This window comes from Staphylococcus devriesei, from assembly GCF_002902625.1.
GTDB lineage: Bacteria > Bacillota > Bacilli > Staphylococcales > Staphylococcaceae > Staphylococcus > Staphylococcus devriesei.
The window spans coordinates 1-20863 of sequence record NZ_PPRG01000053.1; the positions used below are offsets into that span (position 1 = coordinate 1).

21 protein-coding genes are annotated in these 20863 nt (G+C 30.3%); 9 read left to right on the top strand and 12 right to left on the bottom strand.

Going from position 1 to position 20863, the window contains the following annotated elements; all coding sequences use genetic code 11:
* Positions 1 to 71 precede the first annotated feature (71 nt).
* On the bottom strand, positions 72 to 1034 hold the full coding sequence (locus tag CD147_RS08745) for a hypothetical protein (protein ID WP_233649187.1): 963 nt from the start codon (positions 1032 to 1034) through the stop codon (positions 72 to 74).
* A 14-nt stretch (positions 1035 to 1048) separates the two neighbouring features.
* Positions 1049 to 1264, bottom strand: a complete 216-nt coding sequence (locus tag CD147_RS08750; protein ID WP_103167013.1) for a helix-turn-helix domain-containing protein — start codon at positions 1262 to 1264, stop codon at positions 1049 to 1051.
* Positions 1265 to 1458: 194 nt separating this feature from the next.
* On the opposite strand from CD147_RS08750, the gene CD147_RS08755 reads away from it, so the two are divergent.
* The 7 genes from CD147_RS08755 to CD147_RS08780 all read left to right on the top strand — a co-directional run bounded on the left by CD147_RS08755 (position 1459) and on the right by CD147_RS08780 (position 7079).
* Positions 1459 to 2163: a helix-turn-helix domain-containing protein gene (locus CD147_RS08755; RefSeq protein ID WP_103167014.1), complete on the top strand. Its 705-nt coding sequence runs from the start codon at positions 1459 to 1461 to the stop codon at positions 2161 to 2163.
* Positions 2164 to 2174: 11 nt separating this feature from the next.
* Complete coding sequence (locus tag CD147_RS12105; protein ID WP_016064914.1) at positions 2175 to 2315, top strand: hypothetical protein; 141 nt, start codon at positions 2175 to 2177, stop codon at positions 2313 to 2315.
* 116 nt (positions 2316 to 2431) lie between these two features.
* Positions 2432 to 3619, top strand: coding sequence for an exonuclease domain-containing protein (locus CD147_RS08760; protein WP_103167015.1), 1188 nt, complete (start codon positions 2432 to 2434; stop codon positions 3617 to 3619).
* Between the two features lie 121 nt (positions 3620 to 3740).
* Positions 3741 to 3923, top strand: coding sequence for a hypothetical protein (locus tag CD147_RS08765; RefSeq protein ID WP_103167016.1), 183 nt, complete (start codon positions 3741 to 3743; stop codon positions 3921 to 3923).
* A gap of 3 nt (positions 3924 to 3926) precedes the next feature.
* Positions 3927 to 5114 carry a hypothetical protein gene (locus CD147_RS08770; protein WP_103167017.1) on the top strand — a complete coding sequence of 396 codons (1188 nt, stop codon included), beginning with the start codon at positions 3927 to 3929 and terminating at the stop codon, positions 5112 to 5114.
* Between the two features lie 497 nt (positions 5115 to 5611).
* A complete protein-coding gene (locus CD147_RS08775; protein ID WP_103167018.1) occupies positions 5612 to 5968 on the top strand; it encodes a DoxX family protein in 357 nt (118 codons plus the stop codon).
* 61 nt (positions 5969 to 6029) lie between these two features.
* On the top strand, positions 6030 to 7079 hold the full coding sequence (locus CD147_RS08780; protein ID WP_103167019.1) for a site-specific integrase: 1050 nt from the start codon (positions 6030 to 6032) through the stop codon (positions 7077 to 7079).
* Between the two features lie 67 nt (positions 7080 to 7146).
* On the opposite strand, the gene sufB is transcribed toward CD147_RS08780, so the two are convergent.
* From sufB to sufC, 5 genes are all read right to left on the bottom strand, one after another.
* Positions 7147 to 8544, bottom strand: coding sequence for a Fe-S cluster assembly protein SufB (gene sufB / locus CD147_RS08785; RefSeq protein ID WP_037537233.1), 1398 nt, complete (start codon positions 8542 to 8544; stop codon positions 7147 to 7149).
* A 218-nt stretch (positions 8545 to 8762) separates the two neighbouring features.
* Positions 8763 to 9224: a Fe-S cluster assembly sulfur transfer protein SufU gene (gene sufU / locus CD147_RS08790; protein ID WP_103167020.1), complete on the bottom strand. Its 462-nt coding sequence runs from the start codon at positions 9222 to 9224 to the stop codon at positions 8763 to 8765.
* Positions 9214 to 10464: a cysteine desulfurase gene (locus CD147_RS08795; protein WP_174694343.1), complete on the bottom strand. Its 1251-nt coding sequence runs from the start codon at positions 10462 to 10464 to the stop codon at positions 9214 to 9216. Before CD147_RS08795 ends, sufU begins: the two co-directional genes overlap by 11 nt.
* 31 nt (positions 10465 to 10495) lie before the next feature.
* Positions 10496 to 11803 (bottom strand): Fe-S cluster assembly protein SufD, encoded by a 1308-nt coding sequence (gene sufD, locus CD147_RS08800; protein ID WP_103167022.1) that lies wholly within the window; start codon positions 11801 to 11803, stop codon positions 10496 to 10498.
* Between the two features lie 173 nt (positions 11804 to 11976).
* Positions 11977 to 12738, bottom strand: a complete 762-nt coding sequence (gene sufC, locus CD147_RS08805) for a Fe-S cluster assembly ATPase SufC (protein WP_103167023.1) — start codon at positions 12736 to 12738, stop codon at positions 11977 to 11979.
* 455 nt (positions 12739 to 13193) lie between these two features.
* On the opposite strand from sufC, the gene popT reads away from it, so the two are divergent.
* Positions 13194 to 14054, top strand: a complete 861-nt coding sequence (gene popT, locus CD147_RS08810) for a polyprenyl-phosphate transporter PopT (RefSeq protein ID WP_103167024.1) — start codon at positions 13194 to 13196, stop codon at positions 14052 to 14054.
* A gap of 767 nt (positions 14055 to 14821) precedes the next feature.
* On the opposite strand, the gene CD147_RS08815 is transcribed toward popT, so the two are convergent.
* The 5 genes from CD147_RS08815 to CD147_RS08835 form a co-directional block, all read right to left on the bottom strand.
* Positions 14822 to 15742 (bottom strand): hypothetical protein, encoded by a 921-nt coding sequence (locus CD147_RS08815; protein ID WP_103167025.1) that lies wholly within the window; start codon positions 15740 to 15742, stop codon positions 14822 to 14824.
* Positions 15743 to 15754: 12 nt separating this feature from the next.
* Positions 15755 to 16063 carry a CRISPR-associated endonuclease Cas2 gene (gene cas2 / locus CD147_RS08820; protein ID WP_167409757.1) on the bottom strand — a complete coding sequence of 103 codons (309 nt, stop codon included), beginning with the start codon at positions 16061 to 16063 and terminating at the stop codon, positions 15755 to 15757.
* 4 nt (positions 16064 to 16067) lie between these two features.
* A complete protein-coding gene (gene cas1, locus CD147_RS08825; protein WP_103167027.1) occupies positions 16068 to 16970 on the bottom strand; it encodes a type II CRISPR-associated endonuclease Cas1 in 903 nt (300 codons plus the stop codon).
* Positions 16971 to 16972: 2 nt separating this feature from the next.
* A complete protein-coding gene (cas9, locus tag CD147_RS08830; protein ID WP_103167028.1) occupies positions 16973 to 20131 on the bottom strand; it encodes a type II CRISPR RNA-guided endonuclease Cas9 in 3159 nt (1052 codons plus the stop codon).
* 167 nt (positions 20132 to 20298) lie between these two features.
* Positions 20299 to 20490, bottom strand: a complete 192-nt coding sequence (locus tag CD147_RS08835) for a CsbD family protein (RefSeq protein WP_103167029.1) — start codon at positions 20488 to 20490, stop codon at positions 20299 to 20301.
* Between the two features lie 166 nt (positions 20491 to 20656).
* Between CD147_RS08835 and CD147_RS12110 the strand changes: the two genes are divergently transcribed.
* Complete coding sequence (locus CD147_RS12110; protein WP_167409758.1) at positions 20657 to 20821, top strand: hypothetical protein; 165 nt, start codon at positions 20657 to 20659, stop codon at positions 20819 to 20821.
* Positions 20822 to 20863: the final 42 nt, after the last annotated feature.

The window sequence follows — 20863 nt, forward strand, 5'->3', positions numbered from 1 at the left end:
ACATTTGTAGAATTGAATTCGCTTGAGCTACCATGTTTTCCATTTGATTTCGTGTTAATTCCATTATTTGGTTAGACATCTATAACTTCTCCTTTTTTTAATTGTTTTCTTAATCTGTTTGCCATATCAGTTAAATCTTCGATAATTTTTTCAATGGGCTTTCTTGCATAGTCGTTGTCGATAATGTCTTTTGAAAAAGCTAAGTAACAAAGTGGCGCTACTTCTCTTATGACTTTCTCACTGCCTTTGACCAAATCATAAATTTCTTTTTGCGCTTTCAATCTTTGTTGACCATCATTCAATTTGGCATTCATATCATTAATGGCTTTGTTCAATTCATCATATTTCTGTGATTTCTCACTCACTTCATCTCTGCGTTGTTCCATTTCTTTGATATCTTTTTCTAACTTCTCATTACGTTGTTCAATGAGTTTTTGTTGGTGTCTTGATTGAGCAAGCGCATTTTTAGTTTCCTGATAATCTTCTGGCTCCATGTACTTCTCAATCACTTCCGGCTCTCTACTCTCTGCGTCTTCTAGTTGTTTCTTAGCAATTTCTTCTGAGCGTTGCGCTTGTTCTACTTGGGATTGGAGTTGGGCGTTTTGTTGTTCGAGTTCTTCTTTGTCTTTCTGAAGTTGCTTATATTCTTTGTGTGTTGTTATATCTCCGTCTAAAACTTTTTGTTTTAAGTCTTCTGGTACGCTCTTTTTCATTACTTCCTTTTGTAAGGATTTAGGAGCATTAAGGAAGTTGTCTTTTTTTGTGTCATCGAGATTTCTCGATAACTCATTTAAATTGATATAGTAATAAGCATCATCTAGCGACATGCCACCACTTTGTATCCACTTTTGAAAAACTCCTCCGTGATGATTAGCTAATTTGTTTTTAGCTTTTTTTAATTCCTTACCTATCTTGATACGAGCATCTTCTGCAATACCGTTGATAGTGTATTCACGTTCTTTTAAGAATTCCGCCGTTTCATTGTCGACTAGTGAATAATCAAAAGTTTCATTCATGTGTTCAATTTCGAACAATTAACTCACCTCCTTTAAGTTGTTTGGTGTTCTTTTTCTTTGGAAAACAGATATTCAATTTCATACTCTGGAAAAAAAGTATTTTTAATAAGTAACGCTTCTCCGAATTTGAAATCTGAAATACCGTTAATCTTATCTGATACTGTTTGATATCGAACTTCTAATAAATCTGCGATATCTACCAGAGATACTTTTTTCTGTTTTCTGATTTTCTCTAGGTTGGCCAACATAGTACCTCCTCCTTGATACGAATTTTCGTACTTAGAATTTTAAAAACAAGCACTGCTGAAGTGCTTAATTACACTATATACGAATTTTCGTATTAAGTCAATACTATTTTTCGTATTTTTTTATTTAATTTATATTGATATACGATTTTTCGCATGTTAATATATAGGTAGAAATTAGAAATGAGGTAACCAAAATGGAAAAAGAAACACATTTAAAACATTTAATGGAATTAAAATCTGGTTCGGTTAAAGCTTTTTCGGTTGAAATAGGGTTAGCTTATACAACGGTTCGTTCTATATTAGAGAGAGGTGTTTTCAATGCTAAAGTTGAAAATGTTATTAAAATTTGTAGAGGGTTGAATATAAAGCCTGAAAATTTAATGGAGATAGACGACACAATAATCAGTGAATCAATCACAAAAATTATACAACTCACACCTCCACGCCAACACAACGTATTAAATTTTGCTAATCATCAGTTAGAATTGCAAAACTCTACTGATGATAATGTGATTGACCTAGATACATACAAAAACGAAAATACAACATTAACTGATGTCAATGGCTACGTCTCTGCTGGTACTGGTGAACAAATCTTTGATGAACCTAAATTCAAGGTTTCGGTTAAAGGTTACGTCCCTCCTCATGATATAGCATTACAAGTTAACGGTAATTCGATGGAACCGATGTTTAGTGATAAAGAAATTATCTTTGTAGAGAAATCTAATAACATTAAGAATGGTCAAATCGGCGTATTTATCATTAACGGTGAGGCATATGTTAAGAAAGTACATGTGGGTGAAGATAGACTGACACTTGTATCTTTAAATAAAGATTATCGTGACTTACATTTTTATGAAAATGAAGGTGTGAGATTGATTGGTAAAGTAATTTTATAGGAGGTTTTAACATGGAATGGGAATATTACGATGAAGAGCCAAAACACTGGGACGAATTAGTGAAAGTCCCAGTATATACTATGGAACAATTGGAACATATGGTAAAGAACGATATACCGTTAACTGAAAATAAAGATGTTTATAAAGATTAACAGCGCCCTTTCGGCGCTTTAATATAAATTATTTTGCCACACTACGGCAATTATGTTATTACGTTTGAACCGTTACGAGTGTTTGAATATAAAGATATACAGTAAAGGAGACATATATGAAAAAGATACTACTTTGGATATTATTGGTTTTCTCTTTATTCATAGTTGTTGGCGGACTATTAGTGATTATTGATCAAGGTCTAAGCTTTATTGATTTAGCAATGTTATTAGTATTTCTATTAATATTTATAATTAGTTTATTTAAACTAATTAAATTAAATACAACTAAAAAGAATAAAGAGATAACAAATCAAAAAGAAGATATCCCTATTCAATTACACGAAGAGAATAAAAGATTAAACAAAGAATTAAATCAAGTAAAAATTGATTTAAATAATGCAAATCAACAATTAGATGAAAATAATAAAAAACCAAGAGTTGTAGAAAAAGAAATAATCAAAGAAGTTGAATCTAAAGAATTAATTGAAAATAACGAAAATCTAAAAAAAGAATTAGCTTCTCAACAAGATTATATACTTAAACTTGAAAAGGAAAATAAACAAGTCGCGACTCTAAAAGAAAATACTGAAAAGACACAAAAAAGCATTCAAGAATTAAACGAAAAATTAAAATTAAAAGAAAACCAAATAGATGAACTTAAATCAGAAAACAAGAATATAAAAGAAGATTATTTTTCTACTTTGTTTTCATTTGAAAATTCTTCTAAAGAGAAAGTAGAACCTTCACGTTCATCAACTCATTTAGACTTATCTTATACTAAAGCTAGAAAATTAACGTCAACTTTTGTAGTTTTAGATTTCGAAACAACTGGACTAAATTATAAAGATAACGAAATCATCCAATATGGTGTTGTTGAATTTAAAGATGGAAATGTAATTAATGAATTTACAAAGTTTTTTAAACCTAATCAACCGGTTGGTAAAACAGTTATGCGAAAAACTGGAATTACAAATGAATTTTTGGAAGATAAGCCTAGAATATCTAAAGAGTATATGAAAGAACTACTCTTATTAATTGGTGGTAAAACAATTGTTGCTCATAACGCACCATTCGATATGAAATTTCTTTTAAAAAACCTTCATGATTTCAATATAGAACATGAAAAGTTTCGAGTTTTTGATACATTAACTGCTTCTAGAAGGTTGATAAACGAAACACCTAATCATAAATTAGAAACTTTAAAAGAATACTTCAATTTAGATGATGGAGAATCACATCAAGCTTTGAATGATGCAAAAGCTACTGGTCAATTAGCATTATTACTTATCAATCGAATGGAATAACTTATTAAAGTTAATATGGTATTGGTACACACTACGCCAATTACTCTATTACGTTTGAGCCGTTGAGAGTATTTAGGTTGTATGAGGTGTATTGAATTTATCTATTTTAAGGAGACTAGAATTGATAATTTTAAATTGCAAAATAAAATCAAGTGAAATTGTTTACGAAGTGAAAACGAATAAAAATAATTACTTCACCTATTCTTTACCTAAAGATATCACATCTCATAAAGTAAGACAGGTGCTTAAAATTATTGAAAGTAAAGTAGATGAAGACGAAGATTATTTAAGCAAAGGAGGTTGAGGGATGGAAGAAAATTATTTGAAAATCGATATAATTCCTGACAATACGAATTATTGGCTAATTCGTACAAACGGCGGAACTTGGTATGAAGACTTTAAATATAATAACCATGTATCTATATCTAACAACATTATAGATCTAAATACTTTAAGAGAAATGAATAAACTAGACGACTATAAAAAAGTGATTACATCTAAGAATGATAGTAAACAGAAAAAGCTGAAAAAGACCCTTTCCAAATTACCTGAAGATGAAAGAGATAGAATACTAGAAAAAAATAATTTAACTAAAAGAAACATTACTGATCTAAGCAAGCGTTTATTTGAATTTATTCACGAAATTAATATAGGCGATTACGTAATGGTTCCTAATTATAGGTCTTTCGAATTTTCTATAGGTATTATTGTGAGTAATGCAAGAGAATACACTGATGAAGAAAACCAAAAATTTGAAATGGATAGTAAAGAAAAGGGGTATAAATATTCCAAAAATAAACTAAATAGAAAAATAAAATGGTTAAAAGAATGCTCACGCTATCGCATTGACCCTAAAATATTAAACAAACTTCAAATGCATCAAACAATAATAAATTTGTCAGAATATAAAGAAGCAATTAATTATTTAATAAATCCCGTCTATATACAGAATAATCATTTACATATAAACATAGATATTAAAAGAAAAGAAGATATTTCTCCGCAACTTTGGTTTGAATTTAATAATTTAATAAAAATATATACAGAAAGCACTTCTTTTGAATTTAAATCCCAAAAGATAGATGTACAAAGTCCTGGTTTAATCGAATTCATATCACATATACCATTTGATTTTATTAAAGAAGTTTATTCCAAAAATAAAGAAGTATTTAATGTTAGTGGTTGGATAGCTAATGTGATAATGTTTTATCAACTTTTTAAGGGTAAAAAGATAAAATCTATAGATGGAATAGAATTCCAAGAAAAAGTTCCAAACGATATTAAAGAATTAAGAAATGATGCTGAAAGAGAGAAACTAAAGACCGATATAGTAAAATATCAATATGACAGAATACAAATGGAAGAATCAATACGCGCATTTCATCAAAAAAATAATGCGTCTGATAAAGATATATTAAAAGTTCCTGAAAAGTTTAAAAGCGAAATTAAAAACGCAGATGAAAGCGTATACCAAAACGATTCTGATAATAATTGATAATCTCAACCCTAACAATCATTAAAAATATTATATATATCGCAAGAAAACTAATGGTGTAATTCAAATCGAACATTATAGAAATTCTAATTGCTAAATTTAAAACTACTAGAACAATCAAAACATGAGTTATCACCAATTTAATACAATTCACACTTACACCTACTTTTTTATTTATTTTAACATGAAATACTACAATTTAATATTACATGGGTAGCACGCCTACCCTTCTTTATTACACCCATTATGACTATTACGTTTGAGCCGTTGGGAGTTTTTAGGCTGTAACGTATCGTGAATAATAGAGATAACAAGCATTTTAATATAAACTATATTTAAACATTTTGAAAAGGAGCAAACAATTTTATGAACCCTAATGAAAAATCTGGTATAGATGAATTTATGAATGATGAAATTAAATCATTAGACGTTAAGTATTATAGAGAATCCAGCAGGAAAGGAACATAAATAATACCATCGAAAGGAGGTGAACTCTAATGCGATTAGGCATGCTATTAATCAGACTAATGGTTGGTATAATATTCACTGCTCATGGCGCACAAAAAGTTTTAAGCGGTTTTAAAATGCCGATAGATATGGTTACAGATATAGGGTTCCCAGCATTTCTAGGTATTATATTAGCTTTAGGAGAACTACTTGGTGGAATTGCATTAATCATAGGTTTCTTATCTAATTATGCTGCTCTAGGGCTAGTATTAATTATGTTAGGTGCATTGATTTTTGTTCATTTCCCTCAAGGATATTTCGAATCTGAATTTCCACTTATATTATTAGTAGCTAATATAGCTATTATGATTTCATATAACTGGAAAAAGATCTTTGAACCATATTAGCTATCAAGGGTGTACGAGCACCCTTATTATTTTTTTACCTTTTTTAGGAGGAATGAGTAAAATGGCAGTTTATAAAGATGAGAAAACTAATAAATGGTATTTTTCTACACGATATAAAGATGTGTACGGAAATAATAAACGTAAATTAAAGCGCGGTTATAAAACTAAGCGTGAGGCTAAAAATGCTGAGGCTAGCTTCTTACACGACATACAAGAAGGTTACAATGATACAAAGACTTTCGATTATATTTTCAATCATTACTTAGAAAATAGCGATTTACGACCCAAAACAAAAAGACGTAAACAAAATGAATATAAAAAACATATTCAGGATAAATTCGGTCATATTAACATGAATAAAATTACTCAAAATCAGTGCCAAGAATTCCGTAAATATTTAATGGATAATATCCCTTCTACAAATACAGCACGTACAATTTGGTCTGGTTTCAAAGTTGTAATTAATTATGCTAAAAAATATTTTGGTTTGCGCATAGATCCGACAATATCAATTAAACCTATCCCACGTGTTAAACCTAAACCAAAGTTTATGATGAGAGAAGAATTTGAAGATAGAGTGAAAGAGATAGAGGAGCAAGATTATCAGGAATTATTCATTCTTATGTTTTACACTGGTTTACGTATAGGTGAAGCTATGGCGTTAGTGTGGACAGATTACAATAAATATAAAAAAGAGATATCCATCAATAAAACAATGGATATCTCCAACAGAACAATATACCCTCGACCTAAAACGGATAGTTCAGAAGATATCGTTCCCTTACCTAATTTCATCAATAATATGTTAACTGAACGCTACCAACGTGAAAAACAGTTATACAAATATTTTGATGAAACAAGTTATTTTATTTTCGGGGGAATGACACCTAAACATTATAGCCATGTTCACAAGAAATTTCAAAAAGCATTTCCTGGATACAATATACATGTTTTACGTCATTCTTATGCTTCTTATCTTGCAAATAATGGTGTAGATATTTTCGTTTTACAATCGCTAATGAGACACGCTCAAATCACTGAAACCATGGGCACTTACAGCCATTTATATACTCAGAAAAAACACGATGCCATAGCCATTTTTGACGAGTAAATGGTATCAAAATGGTATCAATAGCCCATTTTCACGATTGAGAATGGCTCAACCACGCGCTTGAAGGCTATCCAATACTACCTTCCATTTCAAATTTAATTAAACGGTTCATTTCTACTGCATATTCCATTGGTAATTCTTTAGTGAATGGCTCAATGAAGCCCATTACGATCATTTCAGTTGCTTCTTCTTCAGAAATACCACGACTCATAAGGTAGAATAATTGTTCTTCAGATACTTTAGATACCTTCGCTTCGTGTTCTAATGAGATATTGTCATTGAACACTTCGTTGTAAGGAATTGTATCTGATGTAGATTCATTATCTAAGATTAACGTATCACATTCGATATTTGAACGTGCGCCTTTTGCTTTACGTCCAAAGTGAACGATACCACGATAGATAACTTTACCCCCATTTTTAGAAATAGATTTAGACACAATTGTTGAAGATGTATTTGGCGCTTTGTGAATCATTTTAGCACCAGCATCTTGAACTTGTCCTTTACCTGCAAAAGCGATTGATAATGTACTACCTTTCGCTCCTTCACCTAAAAGTACACAGTTAGGATATTTCATTGTTAACTTAGAACCTAAGTTACCGTCAACCCATTCCATGTTACCATTTTCATGAACAAACGTACGTTTTGTAACTAAATTATAAACGTTGTTAGCCCAGTTTTGGATAGTAGTATAACGTACGTGAGCATCTTTATGAACGATAATTTCAACTACTGCTGAGTGTAATGAACTAGTTGTATAAACTGGTGCAGTACAACCTTCAACGTAGTTTACTGATGCGCCTTCGTCAGCAATGATTAATGTACGTTCGAATTGACCCATGTTTTCTGAGTTAATACGGAAGTATGCTTGTAATGGCGTATCTAATTTAACGTTTTTAGGTACATAGATGAATGATCCACCTGACCATACAGCTGAGTTAAGTGCAGCAAATTTGTTATCAGCAGCTGGAATAACTGAAGCGAAGTATTCTTTAAATAAATCTTCGTTTTCACGTAAAGCACTATCCGTATCTTTAAAGATAATACCTTTTTCTTCTAATTCTTTTTCCATATTGTGATAAACAACTTCTGATTCATATTGTGCAGATACACCTGCTAAATATTTTTGTTCTGCTTCAGGGATACCTAATTTGTCAAATGTACGTTTAATTTCTTCAGGTACTTCGTCCCAAGAACGTTCAGTATGTTCTGAAGGTTTAACGTAGTATGTGATGTCATCAAAGTTTAATTCTGATAAGTCGCCACCCCATTGAGGCATCGGCATTTTATAGAATAATTTTAACGCTTTAAGTCTGAAGTCGAGCATCCATTCTGGCTCTTCTTTCATTTTTGAAATTTCTCTAACGATATTTTCTGTTAAACCACGTTCTGATCTGAAAATGGAAACATCCTCATCGTGGAAACCATATTTATAATCTCCAACATCAGGTGCTTTTTTAGCCATTTCAATCACTCCTTAAATATATTTAAACGACGTGCGCGAGATTTTTAATAGTTATGTTATTGTCTATTGTCATTGTAACAATATGCAACCTTCATAAAAAGTCACAAGTGTAAAAAGTTAAATGTGTAAGAAAAAAACAGCTTAAACTGATTATGAGATTAAGACAACAAAATCTTTAAATTACAATAAATTGCTATCCCATCTCCTAAGTTATTAGACTACTCTTCAGTAGTCCCCTCTGTTTTACCTTCTTTTTCAACCGTACCTTTTTCAAGAGCTTTCCAGGCTAATGTTGCACACTTAATTCGAGCTGGGAATTGAGATACACCTTGAAGTGCTTCAATATCGCCCATTTCTTCTGTAATTTCATAATCTTCACCAAGCATCATCTTAGTGAACTCTTGACTCATTTGCATTGCTTCACCTAATGAATGTCCTTTAACTGCTTCTGTCATCATTGATGCACTGGACATTGAGATTGAACAACCTTCACCTTCGAATTTAGCATCATTAATAATGCCATCTTGAATATCGAACGTTAATCTAATACGGTCACCACAGGTTGGATTATTCATATCTACAGTCATTGAGCCATTGTCTAAAACGCCTTTGTTTCTTGGATTCTTATAATGGTCCATAATTACAGATCTATAAAGTTGATCTAAATTATTAAAATTCATAAGAGAAAAACTCCTTCGTTTGTTTCAATGCTTCAACAAGTTGGTCTACATCTTCTTTAGTATTATAAATATAGAAACTTGCACGTGCAGTAGAAGAAACGTTCAACCATTTCATTAATGGTTGAGCACAGTGATGTCCAGCTCTTACTGCTACACCTTCTGTATCTACTGCTGTAGCAACATCATGCGGATGAATATCGGTTAAATTAAATGTAATCACTCCAGCACGACGCTCTTTAGGTGGCCCGTATATTTCAAGGCCATCAATGGATGACATTTGATCGTATGCATATTCTGTAAGTTCTTTTTCATGTTGATGAATCGCATCGAAACCTAATTTTTCAATATAACGGATAGCTTCAGCTAAGCCAATTGCTTGTGCGATTAATGGCGTACCTGCTTCGAATTTAGTAGGTAAATCAGCCCATGTGGCATCATATTTACTTACGAAATCAATCATGTCGCCACCAAATTCCACAGGTTCCATATTTTTTAGTAAATCACGTTTACCGTATAATACGCCAACTCCAGTTGGTCCTAACATTTTATGCCCACTAAAACTAAAGAAATCTGCATCTAAATCTTGTACATCAATATCCATGTGTGGTGCGGATTGAGCACCATCAACACTTATAATCGCACCATGTTCGTGTGCAATCTTAGCAATTTCTTTCACATAGTTAATCGTACCAAGCACATTAGATACATGTGCAATAGCGACAATTTTAGTATTATCGTTAATCGTAGCTTTAATATCTTCAAGTTTTAATTCGCCTTCATCAGTCATTGGAATGAATTTTAAAGACGCGTTTTTACGTTTAGCGAGTTGTTGCCAAGGAACAATATTCGCATGATGTTCCATTTCTGTCACAACAATTTCATCGCCCTCTTCTACATTCGCATCGCCATAACTGTGAGCTACAATATTAATTGATGCAGTAGTACCTCTTGTAAAGATAATTTCCTCAAAATATTTAGCGTTAATGAAACGACGAACCGTTTCACGTGCGCTTTCATAGCCGTCAGTAGCTAATGAGCCAAGCGTATGAACGCCACGGTGAACGTTTGAATTATAGCGTTTATAATAATCATCTACTACATTCAATACTTGCACTGGCGTTTGGCTTGTCGCTGTTGAGTCAAGGTAGGCTAATCGTTTACCATTAACTTTTTGTTCTAATATTGGAAAATCTTTAATGATTTTCTCAATATCTAATGAAGTTTCGGCCACTTTGTTCACGACCTTTCTTTTATTAAAAATCTCGTATGATTTATTTGTTTACTTTAAGTTCGATTACTTCTCTTAATTGACGTTTAACATCTTCGATAGGTAATTCACGTACAACTGGATCTAAGAAACCATGAATAACTAAGCGTTCAGCTTCTTTTTGTGAAATACCACGACTCATTAAGTAGTAAAGTTGTTCAGGATCTACTCGACCTACTGATGCGGCGTGTCCAGCTTCTACATCATCTTCATCAATTAATAAGATTGGGTTAGCGTCACCGCGTGCATTTTCAGATAACATTAATACACGTGATTCTTGGTTAGCAATAGATTTTGTACCGCCATGTTTAATATAGCCAATACCGTTAAATACTGATGATGCACTTTCAAGCATTACACCATGTTTTAAGATATAACCATTTGTTTCTTTACCATATTGAACGATCTTAGAAGTTAAATTAATTTTTTGTTCGCCAGTACCAACTACTACTGATTTAAGTTCACTTGTAGAACGGTCACCAATTAAGTTAGTCGTATTATCAATAATTTGGCTACCTTCGTTCATTAAACCTAACGCCCAGTTAATAGAGGCATCAGCTTCAGTTGTACCACGACGAATGATATGACCAGTGAAACCTTTATCGAGGTAATCTACTGAACCATAAGTGATATTAGAGTTTGCGCCAGCAATAACTTCAGAAACGATGTTAAGTTGGTTACCTTCACCACTTACTGTTGATAGATAGTTCTCAACATATGTGATTTCCGCACTTTCTTCAGTTGCGATAATCACGTGGTTATAGAAACTAGCGTTTTCATCGTCGTGAAGTACTACGTATTGAACTGGGTCTTCGACTACTACGTTTTTAGGTACATAGACGAATGCGCCACCATTGATTAATGCAGCGTGTAACGCTGTTAAACGATGTTCATCAACTGTCACTGCATCAGTCATTAGATATTTTTGTACTAAGTCACTATGGTTTACTAATGCTTCAGCTAAGCCTTCAATAATAACTCCATTATTTTGAGCTTGTTCTGATACTTGAGCATATGCTAAAGCATTATTATGTTGCACGATTAAGTTTTTAGAGTTTTCAACATCAATGATTTCTTTAATAGCTTCAGGAAGCTCAGATAAATCATTAAATACTTTTCCTTCAACGCTATGTTGTTTGAAAGTATCGAAATCCCATTTTCTTAATTTAGTTTTATCCGGTTTAGGCATTTCTAAAGTTTCTGTTAATTTTAACGCTTTTTGACGTAATTCTGTCATCCAAGAAGGTTCATTGTGCGCTTTAGAATAATCAACAAGTTGTTCTTCAGAAATGTTCAAAGTTTCGGTTGTCATAACTCTTTTTCCTCCTACTTGATGAAAATTTTAACGACTGTAGGAAATTCATACCTATTCTCTAATACCTTAAAGCATTATTCCTCAGTCTGATATAATTAGTTGCGTGTAATTTAGCAAGTATATTAAATAAGTTATGTCTTGTTCTATTATTTAAATGAACAATTCATAGACTATTCTGTAGCACCAAATTCTTCTTTAACCCATTCATAACCTTCTTCTTCAAGACGTTTAGCTAATTCTGGACCGCCTGATTTAACTACTTTACCGCCATACATTACGTGTACTTTATCTGGAGTAATATAGTTTAATAAACGTTGATAGTGAGTAATCATTAATGCCCCGAAGTTTTCTCCACGCATTTTATTGATACCTTTAGATACTACTTTTAATGCGTCGATATCTAAACCTGAGTCAATTTCATCAAGAATAGCGAATTTAGGTTCTAACATCATTAATTGTAAGATTTCGTTACGTTTTTTCTCACCGCCAGAGAAACCTTCATTTAAGTAACGTTGCGCCATATCTTTATCGATATCTAAATAATCCATTTCTTTGTCTAATTTTTTAATAAATTGCATTAAGTTAATTTCTTGTCCTTCTTCACGTTTAGCATTAATTGCTGAACGCATGAAGTCTGCATTAGTTACACCAGTGATTTCTGATGGATATTGCATAGCTAAGAAAAGACCAGCTTTTGCTCTTTCGTCAACTTCTAATTCTAAAATATTAACGCCATCTAATAATACTTCACCTTGAGTTACCTCGTATGTTGGGTGGCCCATAATTGCAGATGATAATGTTGATTTACCCGTACCATTAGGCCCCATGATTGCATGTATTTCGTCTGTCTTAACAGTTAAATTAACACCTTTTAAGATTTCTTTATCTTCAATAGATACATGTAGATCTTTAATTTCTAATGTTGATGCCATTTATATTCCCTCCGTCATATAAAGTTTCTTAACTAGTTTATAATAATTTTAATGTGTAGTCAAAAAGCTCTGTGTACTTTAATACACCTCATTATAACGCATATATCGCGTAATATAAACTTATTAAAACTCCAAATTAGACTTATTATTTATCTAAAATAATTTTTATCTGGTAATCATTAATTGATTTTAACTGATAATGATACGCGTATTGTTCTCAATAGAAACAATTTAGACACAAATGTTCTATGCTAAGGCCTTATATACTTTCAATAATTATCTGTTCCTTTTATTTGGATTTTACAAATTAGTTGATGGCATTTACTTGAGAAAGTTTAATTTGAAGCAAGATATGTTAAATGCTTAATATTATCGTGTTTATAATTCAATTATTTTCTTATTTTTGTGAATTTTGTTATGATTTGCTTTCAATTAACAATAGAAAGGAAATGCTCATGAAGAATTTTAAGTGGAGCAATATTTTAAAAGGATTTGGTATGGGCACGTCGGATTTAGTTCCAGGAATAAGCGGGGGCACAATAGCTCTATTACTAGGTATTTACGATGGCTTTATTTCCTCTGTAAGTGGACTATTTTCTAAAAGATTTTGGCCTAGTTTAAAATTTTTACTTCCTATTTTAATAGGTATGGGCTTAGCAATCGGGATATTAAGTAATTTAATTAACTATCTATTAGAGTATCATCACGTTGCAACAATGTTCTTCTTCACTGGATTAATTATCGGCATCATTCCCTACTTATTAAGAACTGCCCATGTTAAAAAGACATTCTCAGCTAAACACTACATTGTAATGATTGTGGGTATCGCTATACTAGTCGCAATAACTTTATTAAATTCAGGTGATCAAAGCGCAGACACATCACTTCACTTATCTTTTGGTCTTATTATTAAATATTTTATAGCTGGTGTATGTGCTTCTAGTGCTATGTTGTTACCAGGAATTTCTGGTTCATTTATGTTATTGGTATTTGGCGCCTATGGGACAGTAATGTATGCCGTATCTAATTTAGTTAAGTTTCAATTTGACGGGTTGCCATTATTACTAATTGTAGGACTTGGTATTTTAACAGGATTCTTACTTTCAAGTCGTATTATTAAGTATTGCTTAACACATTACTTTTACACTACTTTCGCCTTAATTATTGGCTTTGTCGTAGGATCTATTTTTGCGGTTTTCCCTGGTCTACCAAGCTCAGGAATCGAGTGGATTATTTCTATCATTACTCTCGTTTTAGGCTTTATCGCAAGCTATGTTTTAGGTAAAGTAACAAGTAATATCGATACTCCAGAGTAATATTTAGTTATTATTTTAAAGTCAACAAAGCACGTGTCTTTGTTGGCTTTTTTATATGGAAAATGAAATGTCGGAGAAACAAAGCAATTGCTTGTTTACAAATGAGACGACTGATCTAAATTCTAATAAATCAAAAAAATCCCATCAATAAATTGATGGGATAAACACGATATATAGTCTTGTTTTAGTAGATTCTGTAATTTTAGGTATAAGTACAAGTTAGCTAAACTCGTTCTACAAGAACATTATATTTCTACTTGCTATACTAAGTCAACTATTTTTCAACTATATTTAAAAATAATTCAAGCATAATTACTCTTTTCAATTTTAAATTCTAATAGTTCGATGAAATAAATAAACCACTCGTAACTTTAAAACAGTAAACTTCTTTAGTAGCTATTCAAAATTAATTCTTATTCCTATACTTAAAATTACAAAGTACTAAAACTATCTGTAATAGCCTTAGAAATTGTATTGGGCTTCACTTATACCTAAAATTACAGAGTACTAAAACCTCTAGCAAGCAATTTTCGTTTTAAAGTTTAATACCAACAATAAACTTTAAAATAGTAATTTCTAACATGTGCTAAAAGCTTAAGATACTATTAAGTATATGCTAATTAGCTAGCTAAACTAATTGATACATTAATAATAAATAAATTACTATTAGAATGTAAAGAAGTTATTCATAACCTATGCGTTGCTTTAAATACATTTTCATACTTTTCGAAAGTAACTCATCATTTAAATCTATTTCAAATTGATGATTACAATGTTGTAAATATGATAGCCCTACATATATCTATTGAACTAAATAACATAATTTGAGCAATTTGATAATTAGAAATAGTTGGGTTTATTTCTACTTTATCTTGATACGTCAAAATAAATTGGTTTAAGCTCTTTTCAAGTTCTACTTTTTTAAAATCTAAAGGAGCATTCCAAAGTAACTCCTCTATAAATTTTGAAGTTAGTTTTTGTTTACCACTTCTAATGTAATTATTATAGTGCCATTCGTTAGCCATAAAATGTAACGATCCGGTTAAAACTATTATATTGACTTGTAGTGAAATTAATAATTTTTTTAATTTCATCTGCTCTTTAGGACTTAAATTAGCTTCTGGATATAAATAAATTAATAATACCTTATTATTATGTTGCTTATTTAATTCATCAATTAATAAAGGTAAAACTTGTTCGATTCTAGTAATTAATTTCGAATAGTCTTCTTTTAATTCATATTCAAAGCTAAGTAATTTAACAAATTGTTTTAAATCAAAATTTTTAACATTTAACGGGAGCTCATTATAATTAATATTTTCTAATAGATCTGTTAGTAAAGTATTAATTGAGTTTAAATATCCCCTACCTTCTATACTGTCAGTAAAATCTCGTTGAATTTTTTTATTCAAAGTCGAAGACGAACCTAGAGAATGTTCATCTTCGATTTTATAGTTATCAATTATAATGCTCTCATACATTAAATTAGAAACGAGTTCTTGAGACGATATATCAATAATTGACACATCTTTTTTGTTAGAATTTCTCTTTTTAAAATACTGATTAATTATATTAAGTAAATCTTCTTCAACCGTTTCATATTCGTTATAAATAGCTGTGTATTTTCCAATATTCAAAGTTACATTAGGTACGAATTCTGATTTTATTTGCCATATTAAATTATTCATACTATTAATTATTCAAAATATTATTGTTCGATTATCGCCTAATAATTCTATATTTTGATTTTCCTCACCTAAAAGTATTTGCATATGTTGATATTGTTTCTCCGTTATAATAAGCGCTCTTACATGCCCTTCATTAGGTAAAAAAGCGTTTACCCTTCTTATCGTCAAATCAGCAGCATCTTTATTAATTACACTCTTAATATATATAGAATATTGCATCATTAAAAATCCATCTTCAATTAGCCGTTTTCTAAATTTACTATAAATACGTCTTTGTTGTTTTGTTTCAACAGGCAAATCAAACATTAGTAAGACTCTCATAAATCTATAACTCATAAAATTTATATTTCTTTAAACTTGGAATTTTTAAACTCTCTATCTCTCCATGTTTAAAGTATTCAATAATAGATTGAACCATAATATCAATTGCTCTAATTACTGTTTGCATTTTCCCGTCAATTTCAACTCTAGCGTGTAGTAAATTTATAATTTTCAATCTATATTCTTTAGTTAAATAATCCTCAGGTGGATGTTTTAGCAATAATAAATCTACAATTGGTCTAAATGGTTTTATTAAATCTGAAGCTAAATTGAAATGATTTCTACCACCGATATGATGTATTCCAATAGCTGGTATCAAACCTTTAGCGACAATCGTTCTTGCTATTGCTGAATTTAAAATAGTATATCCGTAATTCAAAACTGCATTTTCAACCAATTCCTTATTATCTCTAGTAAATTCATCAAAAAAACTATTGAAATAGTATTTCGCCGCCTGGCCTTCGATGTTATTTCTATCAAATAAAGTAACGGAGTTTTTTAGTTCTTTCATTTTTTCAATTCTACTTTGTTCAATATTCATATAATTCATACATGCCATTTGATTTTGAATTTTACTTCTTACAATAATACGCCACAATTCGCTTTTTCGTGCTTCATCCCATTTAAGTTGTTCTTTCATTTGCATATATTGATTAAAGTGTCCCGAAATGGGTTGCAATGTACATTCTGGTAAATGTTGTTGGTTACAAAAAATAACTAAAATATTATAATCGGAAAGCTCGACTAATAACCGAGAAGTGATAGTGACCGTTAAATCTTCAATCACTAAAGCAAAGATATCCGCTAAAGGGATTTTAGTTTCAAGATCACCTTTTTTAATTTTCAAACTGTTTAAATTCAATGACATATGATTAACTTCATTAACGTAAACAATTCTCCAACTCATAATTAATCCCTCTGTTTGAAGATTAATTGTGGATGGTTACTATGCGCTTTATATAAATTGCCCAATACATCCGTCGAGAATTTTTCAATATTAGTAATTTTTTTAGTTATTCCTTTAATAATTCTATTCGTCTTAATATTATTTATCTTACAGTACTCTTTATAACTTATATCAAGAAGATCTAATTCAATTCTATTTAGTAAATCATTATTCACTCCAACAACTTTGAATATCTGATCATTGATTTTAATTAAATCATTGTAGTAAAAACTACCGATAAATTGGTCGGTATCACTAATTGATTTCTTAATTTTTAACTCTTCATACTTTTCTTTAAGAATATAATAGTAATTATCTTTCTTCAAAACATCTAAATATGAAATCGTAATAAACTTGTATCCTTTATCTGTTAAATAGACATCAAAGCGATATGGATTGATGGTTTTTTTGACTATTTTACTATTAGAATATTTATATTTATGTGTTACATCTAAATGTTTACCTACTTTGTCTCCTAAAACCTTAATTGTTTTAACTATCGGTCCATTATTTTTCTTACTATATTTAGTTAAATATTCTCCAGTTTCTTCATGATACTTAGCCAATGGATTTTTCTCATTCGCGTATTGCTTCATGATTACTTCTAATTTTTCAAAAGTTTTTGGGTCATGTTGATACATTAAAAATTTCTCAGGGTTTTTATTAAATTTTTTCTTTAGCTCATCGTTATCTTTACTATAAATATTTGTTATAGGCGAAACTATGAAAGTGTGATTTTCAATTTTTCGTGTCGAATACAATGTATCATTAATCAACTGTCTATTTGGTTTTTTATCTACTCTGTGAGAGAATTTAAAATCTCTAAACTCTTTAATGTCATTTACTTGTTTAGGAATTGAAAAAGTCTCTACGTATTCATTATCATTTTCAACTGTAGCGTCACTTTTCCCATTATCTAAAGAAGGTTGTTCTAAAATTGCATTAGCTTTTTTCAACTTTTTATTTTCTTTAAATAAAAAGTCTGCATTTGCGATAATCAATGCGTCTTCAGCATGATGTTTATATCCATGATTACGTTCTTTTTTAAATTTCCAAACTTTTCTTAAATAATCAGTAAAGCTACCATTAATTGTTTTAACTTTAACATCCATATCATTGGCACTGAAATATGCTTTTAAGTAATTAGTAAGTTCTCTCGTCGCATATCTAGTGTCTACTAAGTTACGATTAATAAATTCTTTTTGAACTTCATATTTATTAATATCTCGTTCTTCTAATAAATATTCTTTCTTTTTCTTAGAGATTCTATCTTTAGATTTACTTAAGTTTAAAACATGTTGTTTAAATTGGTTATAAGATAATTTAGTCTCTCCTGAATTAAAGTATTGGTAAGGCGTACGGTTACTTTTCTTGCTGTTTTCAGTTTGCTTAACTAAAACTTTATTTTGATATGAGTTATCGAATGACACAGAGCGTGGAATAATATGATCCACTTCGTAATATTGAGGATTGTTGATTAAATCTTCTAATGGAATACTTTCTAAAGAATACAAGCATTTCCCTTCTTGTTCATCATGAAGTCTAATTTTTTCAACTAATCTTTTAGCATTTTGATTACCGTATTGACCTATTATTTCATTAATACGTTTACGTGTAGTTTCATTCTTTTTCTGCAAACTATTGATAAATTTTTGTTTATCTTTACTGTTACTTTCTCTAGCTAATTCTATGATGATATCTTCAGGCACCCCATACTTTTCAATCACTTTATTGATTACATTAATCGCCTGTCCAAATGTTCTTTTAACTACTGGAGATAAAATAAATTCATCAATCATATTTTTAGGTATTTTATTTGTTTTGGCTAAATCAATTTTTTTAGGTTTAATATTTAGATAGGTAAAGATTTCCATTTGATTTCTAGAAGTATGCCATAACTCTTCTATTACTAAATTAATACATTTTAATGATAATCTATGAGTACCGTTATAACCACTTAAGTTAGAAATACTCTCTTTATCTTGTTCATTAATTATTTCTGACAATTGGTTGAGTTCATTTATAATGCTTTCTTTGTCTTGATATATAGTTAAAATCTCAGCAATTTGATCTAATAGTTGAACATTCTCTAAAATACTTTGATCAATAAGCACTTTTTTCAAATCATGATATAGTTTAAATTCTGTAAAAGTTTCCTTACCTGATTTATTGATTCTAAATCCTTTTATGTCGTCAGGGCTAACACCTATCTCATTAGCTATTTGTTTTAATGTAGGTTTCTTTTTTTGTTTAAAGACATTCTCAATAATATGATATTTTTCATGATATTCTAATTTAGAATTCCCTTCTCTTTGGATTACTAAATTATTTAAATCATTTAACGCATTAAATAAGTCTGCAGAATAAGAATATTTAACACTTCTTAATTCATTTGGAAAATAAGTACAATGTCCCATTAACGTTTCATACCATTTTTTTAAATCTCCACCCCAGCCAAAAGGACTACCTTTACCTGGACCTTCAAAATATTCACGACGTGTCTCAATTAAATCTATATATCTATTAATAAAATCATCATCCAATTGATGTGCTTCTTTTTGAGTTTCTAAAAGCTGTTTTACTTCTTTAATTATATCTGTAGTCTTAAATCTGTTTTTTTCTCCTCTAACTTTTCCATCTTTCAATCTTTCAAGTAGTAATTCGCATACATATTTATCTTTTAATAAATTGTTATTTTTAGCTAGTTGTTCTTTAGTGGAAAGTTCATTTCCTTCATCTTGCGTTTCATCAACCGCTTCTACATTATGTATTCCTCTTCTTTTAGCTATATGAAGCAGTGCTATTACTAATTCATCTTTACTAAGTTCTTCTCTTAATCCTTTAACTCGAATTTCATAAGGACTCGGCGATTGAGGTATGTTATCTAAATCAACTAAGTTATATTCGCTTAGTAGTTGTTTTATCCTATCTAATCTATGTATTCGTCTTCTTTTTAGCCGACGAGCGCCCCTTTTACTTCTACGCCCTTCATTATTTTCTACATTAGCTTCTGGAAATAATCTGACGCCTGCATCTATGATAGTCTTATCCTCATAATTAATAATTCCGTATCCTACTGAAGTTATACCAATATCTAATCCTAAAATATATTTTGTTACCATTTAAAATCACCCACCTTTATTTATAATTCGATTATAATTTAAAAATAATAAGTGTGGTAAGCTATTTTAAAAAATTTACCAAATATTTTTCATTTTTATTAAACATCTTCTTAATAAACATAAAAAAACGCATGTGCTATGCACATGCGCTTAATCTATATAACAACTTATTTGTTGTCGTTACCTTTTACTTTGTCAATAACATCATTAGCTTTGTCTTTTACATTATCGACAACTTCTTTAGCTTTGCCTGATGCTTTATCGTTTTGACCTTCTTTTTCTAAATTTTTATTGTCAGTTGCATTACCAACTGTTTCTTTAAGATTACCTTTTGCTTGTTCGAATTTATCTTCAGCCATTTAAAATTCCTCCTTGGTGGACTGTTATTTACATTGGTACTATACCCCACCAAATAAGTTATAAACATAATTAACAAAATATTTTAATTAAGCTCAATGGAAATATTCTACTAATACTACCTTTACGCTCTATGCTAAACTTAATCACAAGAAGGAGTTGAGTGTTATGAAATTTATAAATTTTAGCGCTATGACTGAAAATGGCTTAAATAAAAAAGTAAATAACTTTTTAGAGGAGCATCCTTATATTGAAATTATCAAGTTTGAGTATGCTCTCGCTCAAAATAAATTTGGTGTTGGCATCCTCTACAATGATTCAAAATCTATTTAAAACATACTAAAGCTCCGTAGTCATTAATTCACTACGGAGCTT

Bases quoted from the DNA above. Each gene is read 5' to 3' on its own strand.
- cas9 (WP_103167028.1), bottom strand. From the start codon at position 20,131: ATGGTAACAAAATATATTTTAGGATTAGATATTGGTATAACTTCAGTA.
- sufC (WP_103167023.1), bottom strand. From the start codon at position 12,738: ATGGCATCAACATTAGAAATTAAAGATCTACATGTATCTATTGAAGAT.
- sufD (WP_103167022.1), bottom strand. From the start codon at position 11,803: ATGACAACCGAAACTTTGAACATTTCTGAAGAACAACTTGTTGATTAT.
- CD147_RS12110 (WP_167409758.1), top strand. From the start codon at position 20,657: ATGAAATTTATAAATTTTAGCGCTATGACTGAAAATGGCTTAAATAAA.
- cas2 (WP_167409757.1), bottom strand. From the start codon at position 16,063: ATGAGAGTCTTACTAATGTTTGATTTGCCTGTTGAAACAAAACAACAA.
- CD147_RS08750 (WP_103167013.1), bottom strand. From the start codon at position 1,264: ATGTTGGCCAACCTAGAGAAAATCAGAAAACAGAAAAAAGTATCTCTG.
- CD147_RS08780 (WP_103167019.1), top strand. From the start codon at position 6,030: ATGGCAGTTTATAAAGATGAGAAAACTAATAAATGGTATTTTTCTACA.
- CD147_RS08760 (WP_103167015.1), top strand. From the start codon at position 2,432: ATGAAAAAGATACTACTTTGGATATTATTGGTTTTCTCTTTATTCATA.
- CD147_RS12105 (WP_016064914.1), top strand. From the start codon at position 2,175: ATGGAATGGGAATATTACGATGAAGAGCCAAAACACTGGGACGAATTA.
- cas1 (WP_103167027.1), bottom strand. From the start codon at position 16,970: ATGAGTTGGAGAATTGTTTACGTTAATGAAGTTAATCATATGTCATTG.
- CD147_RS08775 (WP_103167018.1), top strand. From the start codon at position 5,612: ATGCGATTAGGCATGCTATTAATCAGACTAATGGTTGGTATAATATTC.
- CD147_RS08835 (WP_103167029.1), bottom strand. From the start codon at position 20,490: ATGGCTGAAGATAAATTCGAACAAGCAAAAGGTAATCTTAAAGAAACA.
- sufU (WP_103167020.1), bottom strand. From the start codon at position 9,224: ATGAATTTTAATAATTTAGATCAACTTTATAGATCTGTAATTATGGAC.
- CD147_RS08770 (WP_103167017.1), top strand. From the start codon at position 3,927: ATGGAAGAAAATTATTTGAAAATCGATATAATTCCTGACAATACGAAT.
- popT (WP_103167024.1), top strand. From the start codon at position 13,194: ATGAAGAATTTTAAGTGGAGCAATATTTTAAAAGGATTTGGTATGGGC.
- CD147_RS08815 (WP_103167025.1), bottom strand. From the start codon at position 15,742: ATGAATAATTTAATATGGCAAATAAAATCAGAATTCGTACCTAATGTA.
- sufB (WP_037537233.1), bottom strand. From the start codon at position 8,544: ATGGCTAAAAAAGCACCTGATGTTGGAGATTATAAATATGGTTTCCAC.
- CD147_RS08755 (WP_103167014.1), top strand. From the start codon at position 1,459: ATGGAAAAAGAAACACATTTAAAACATTTAATGGAATTAAAATCTGGT.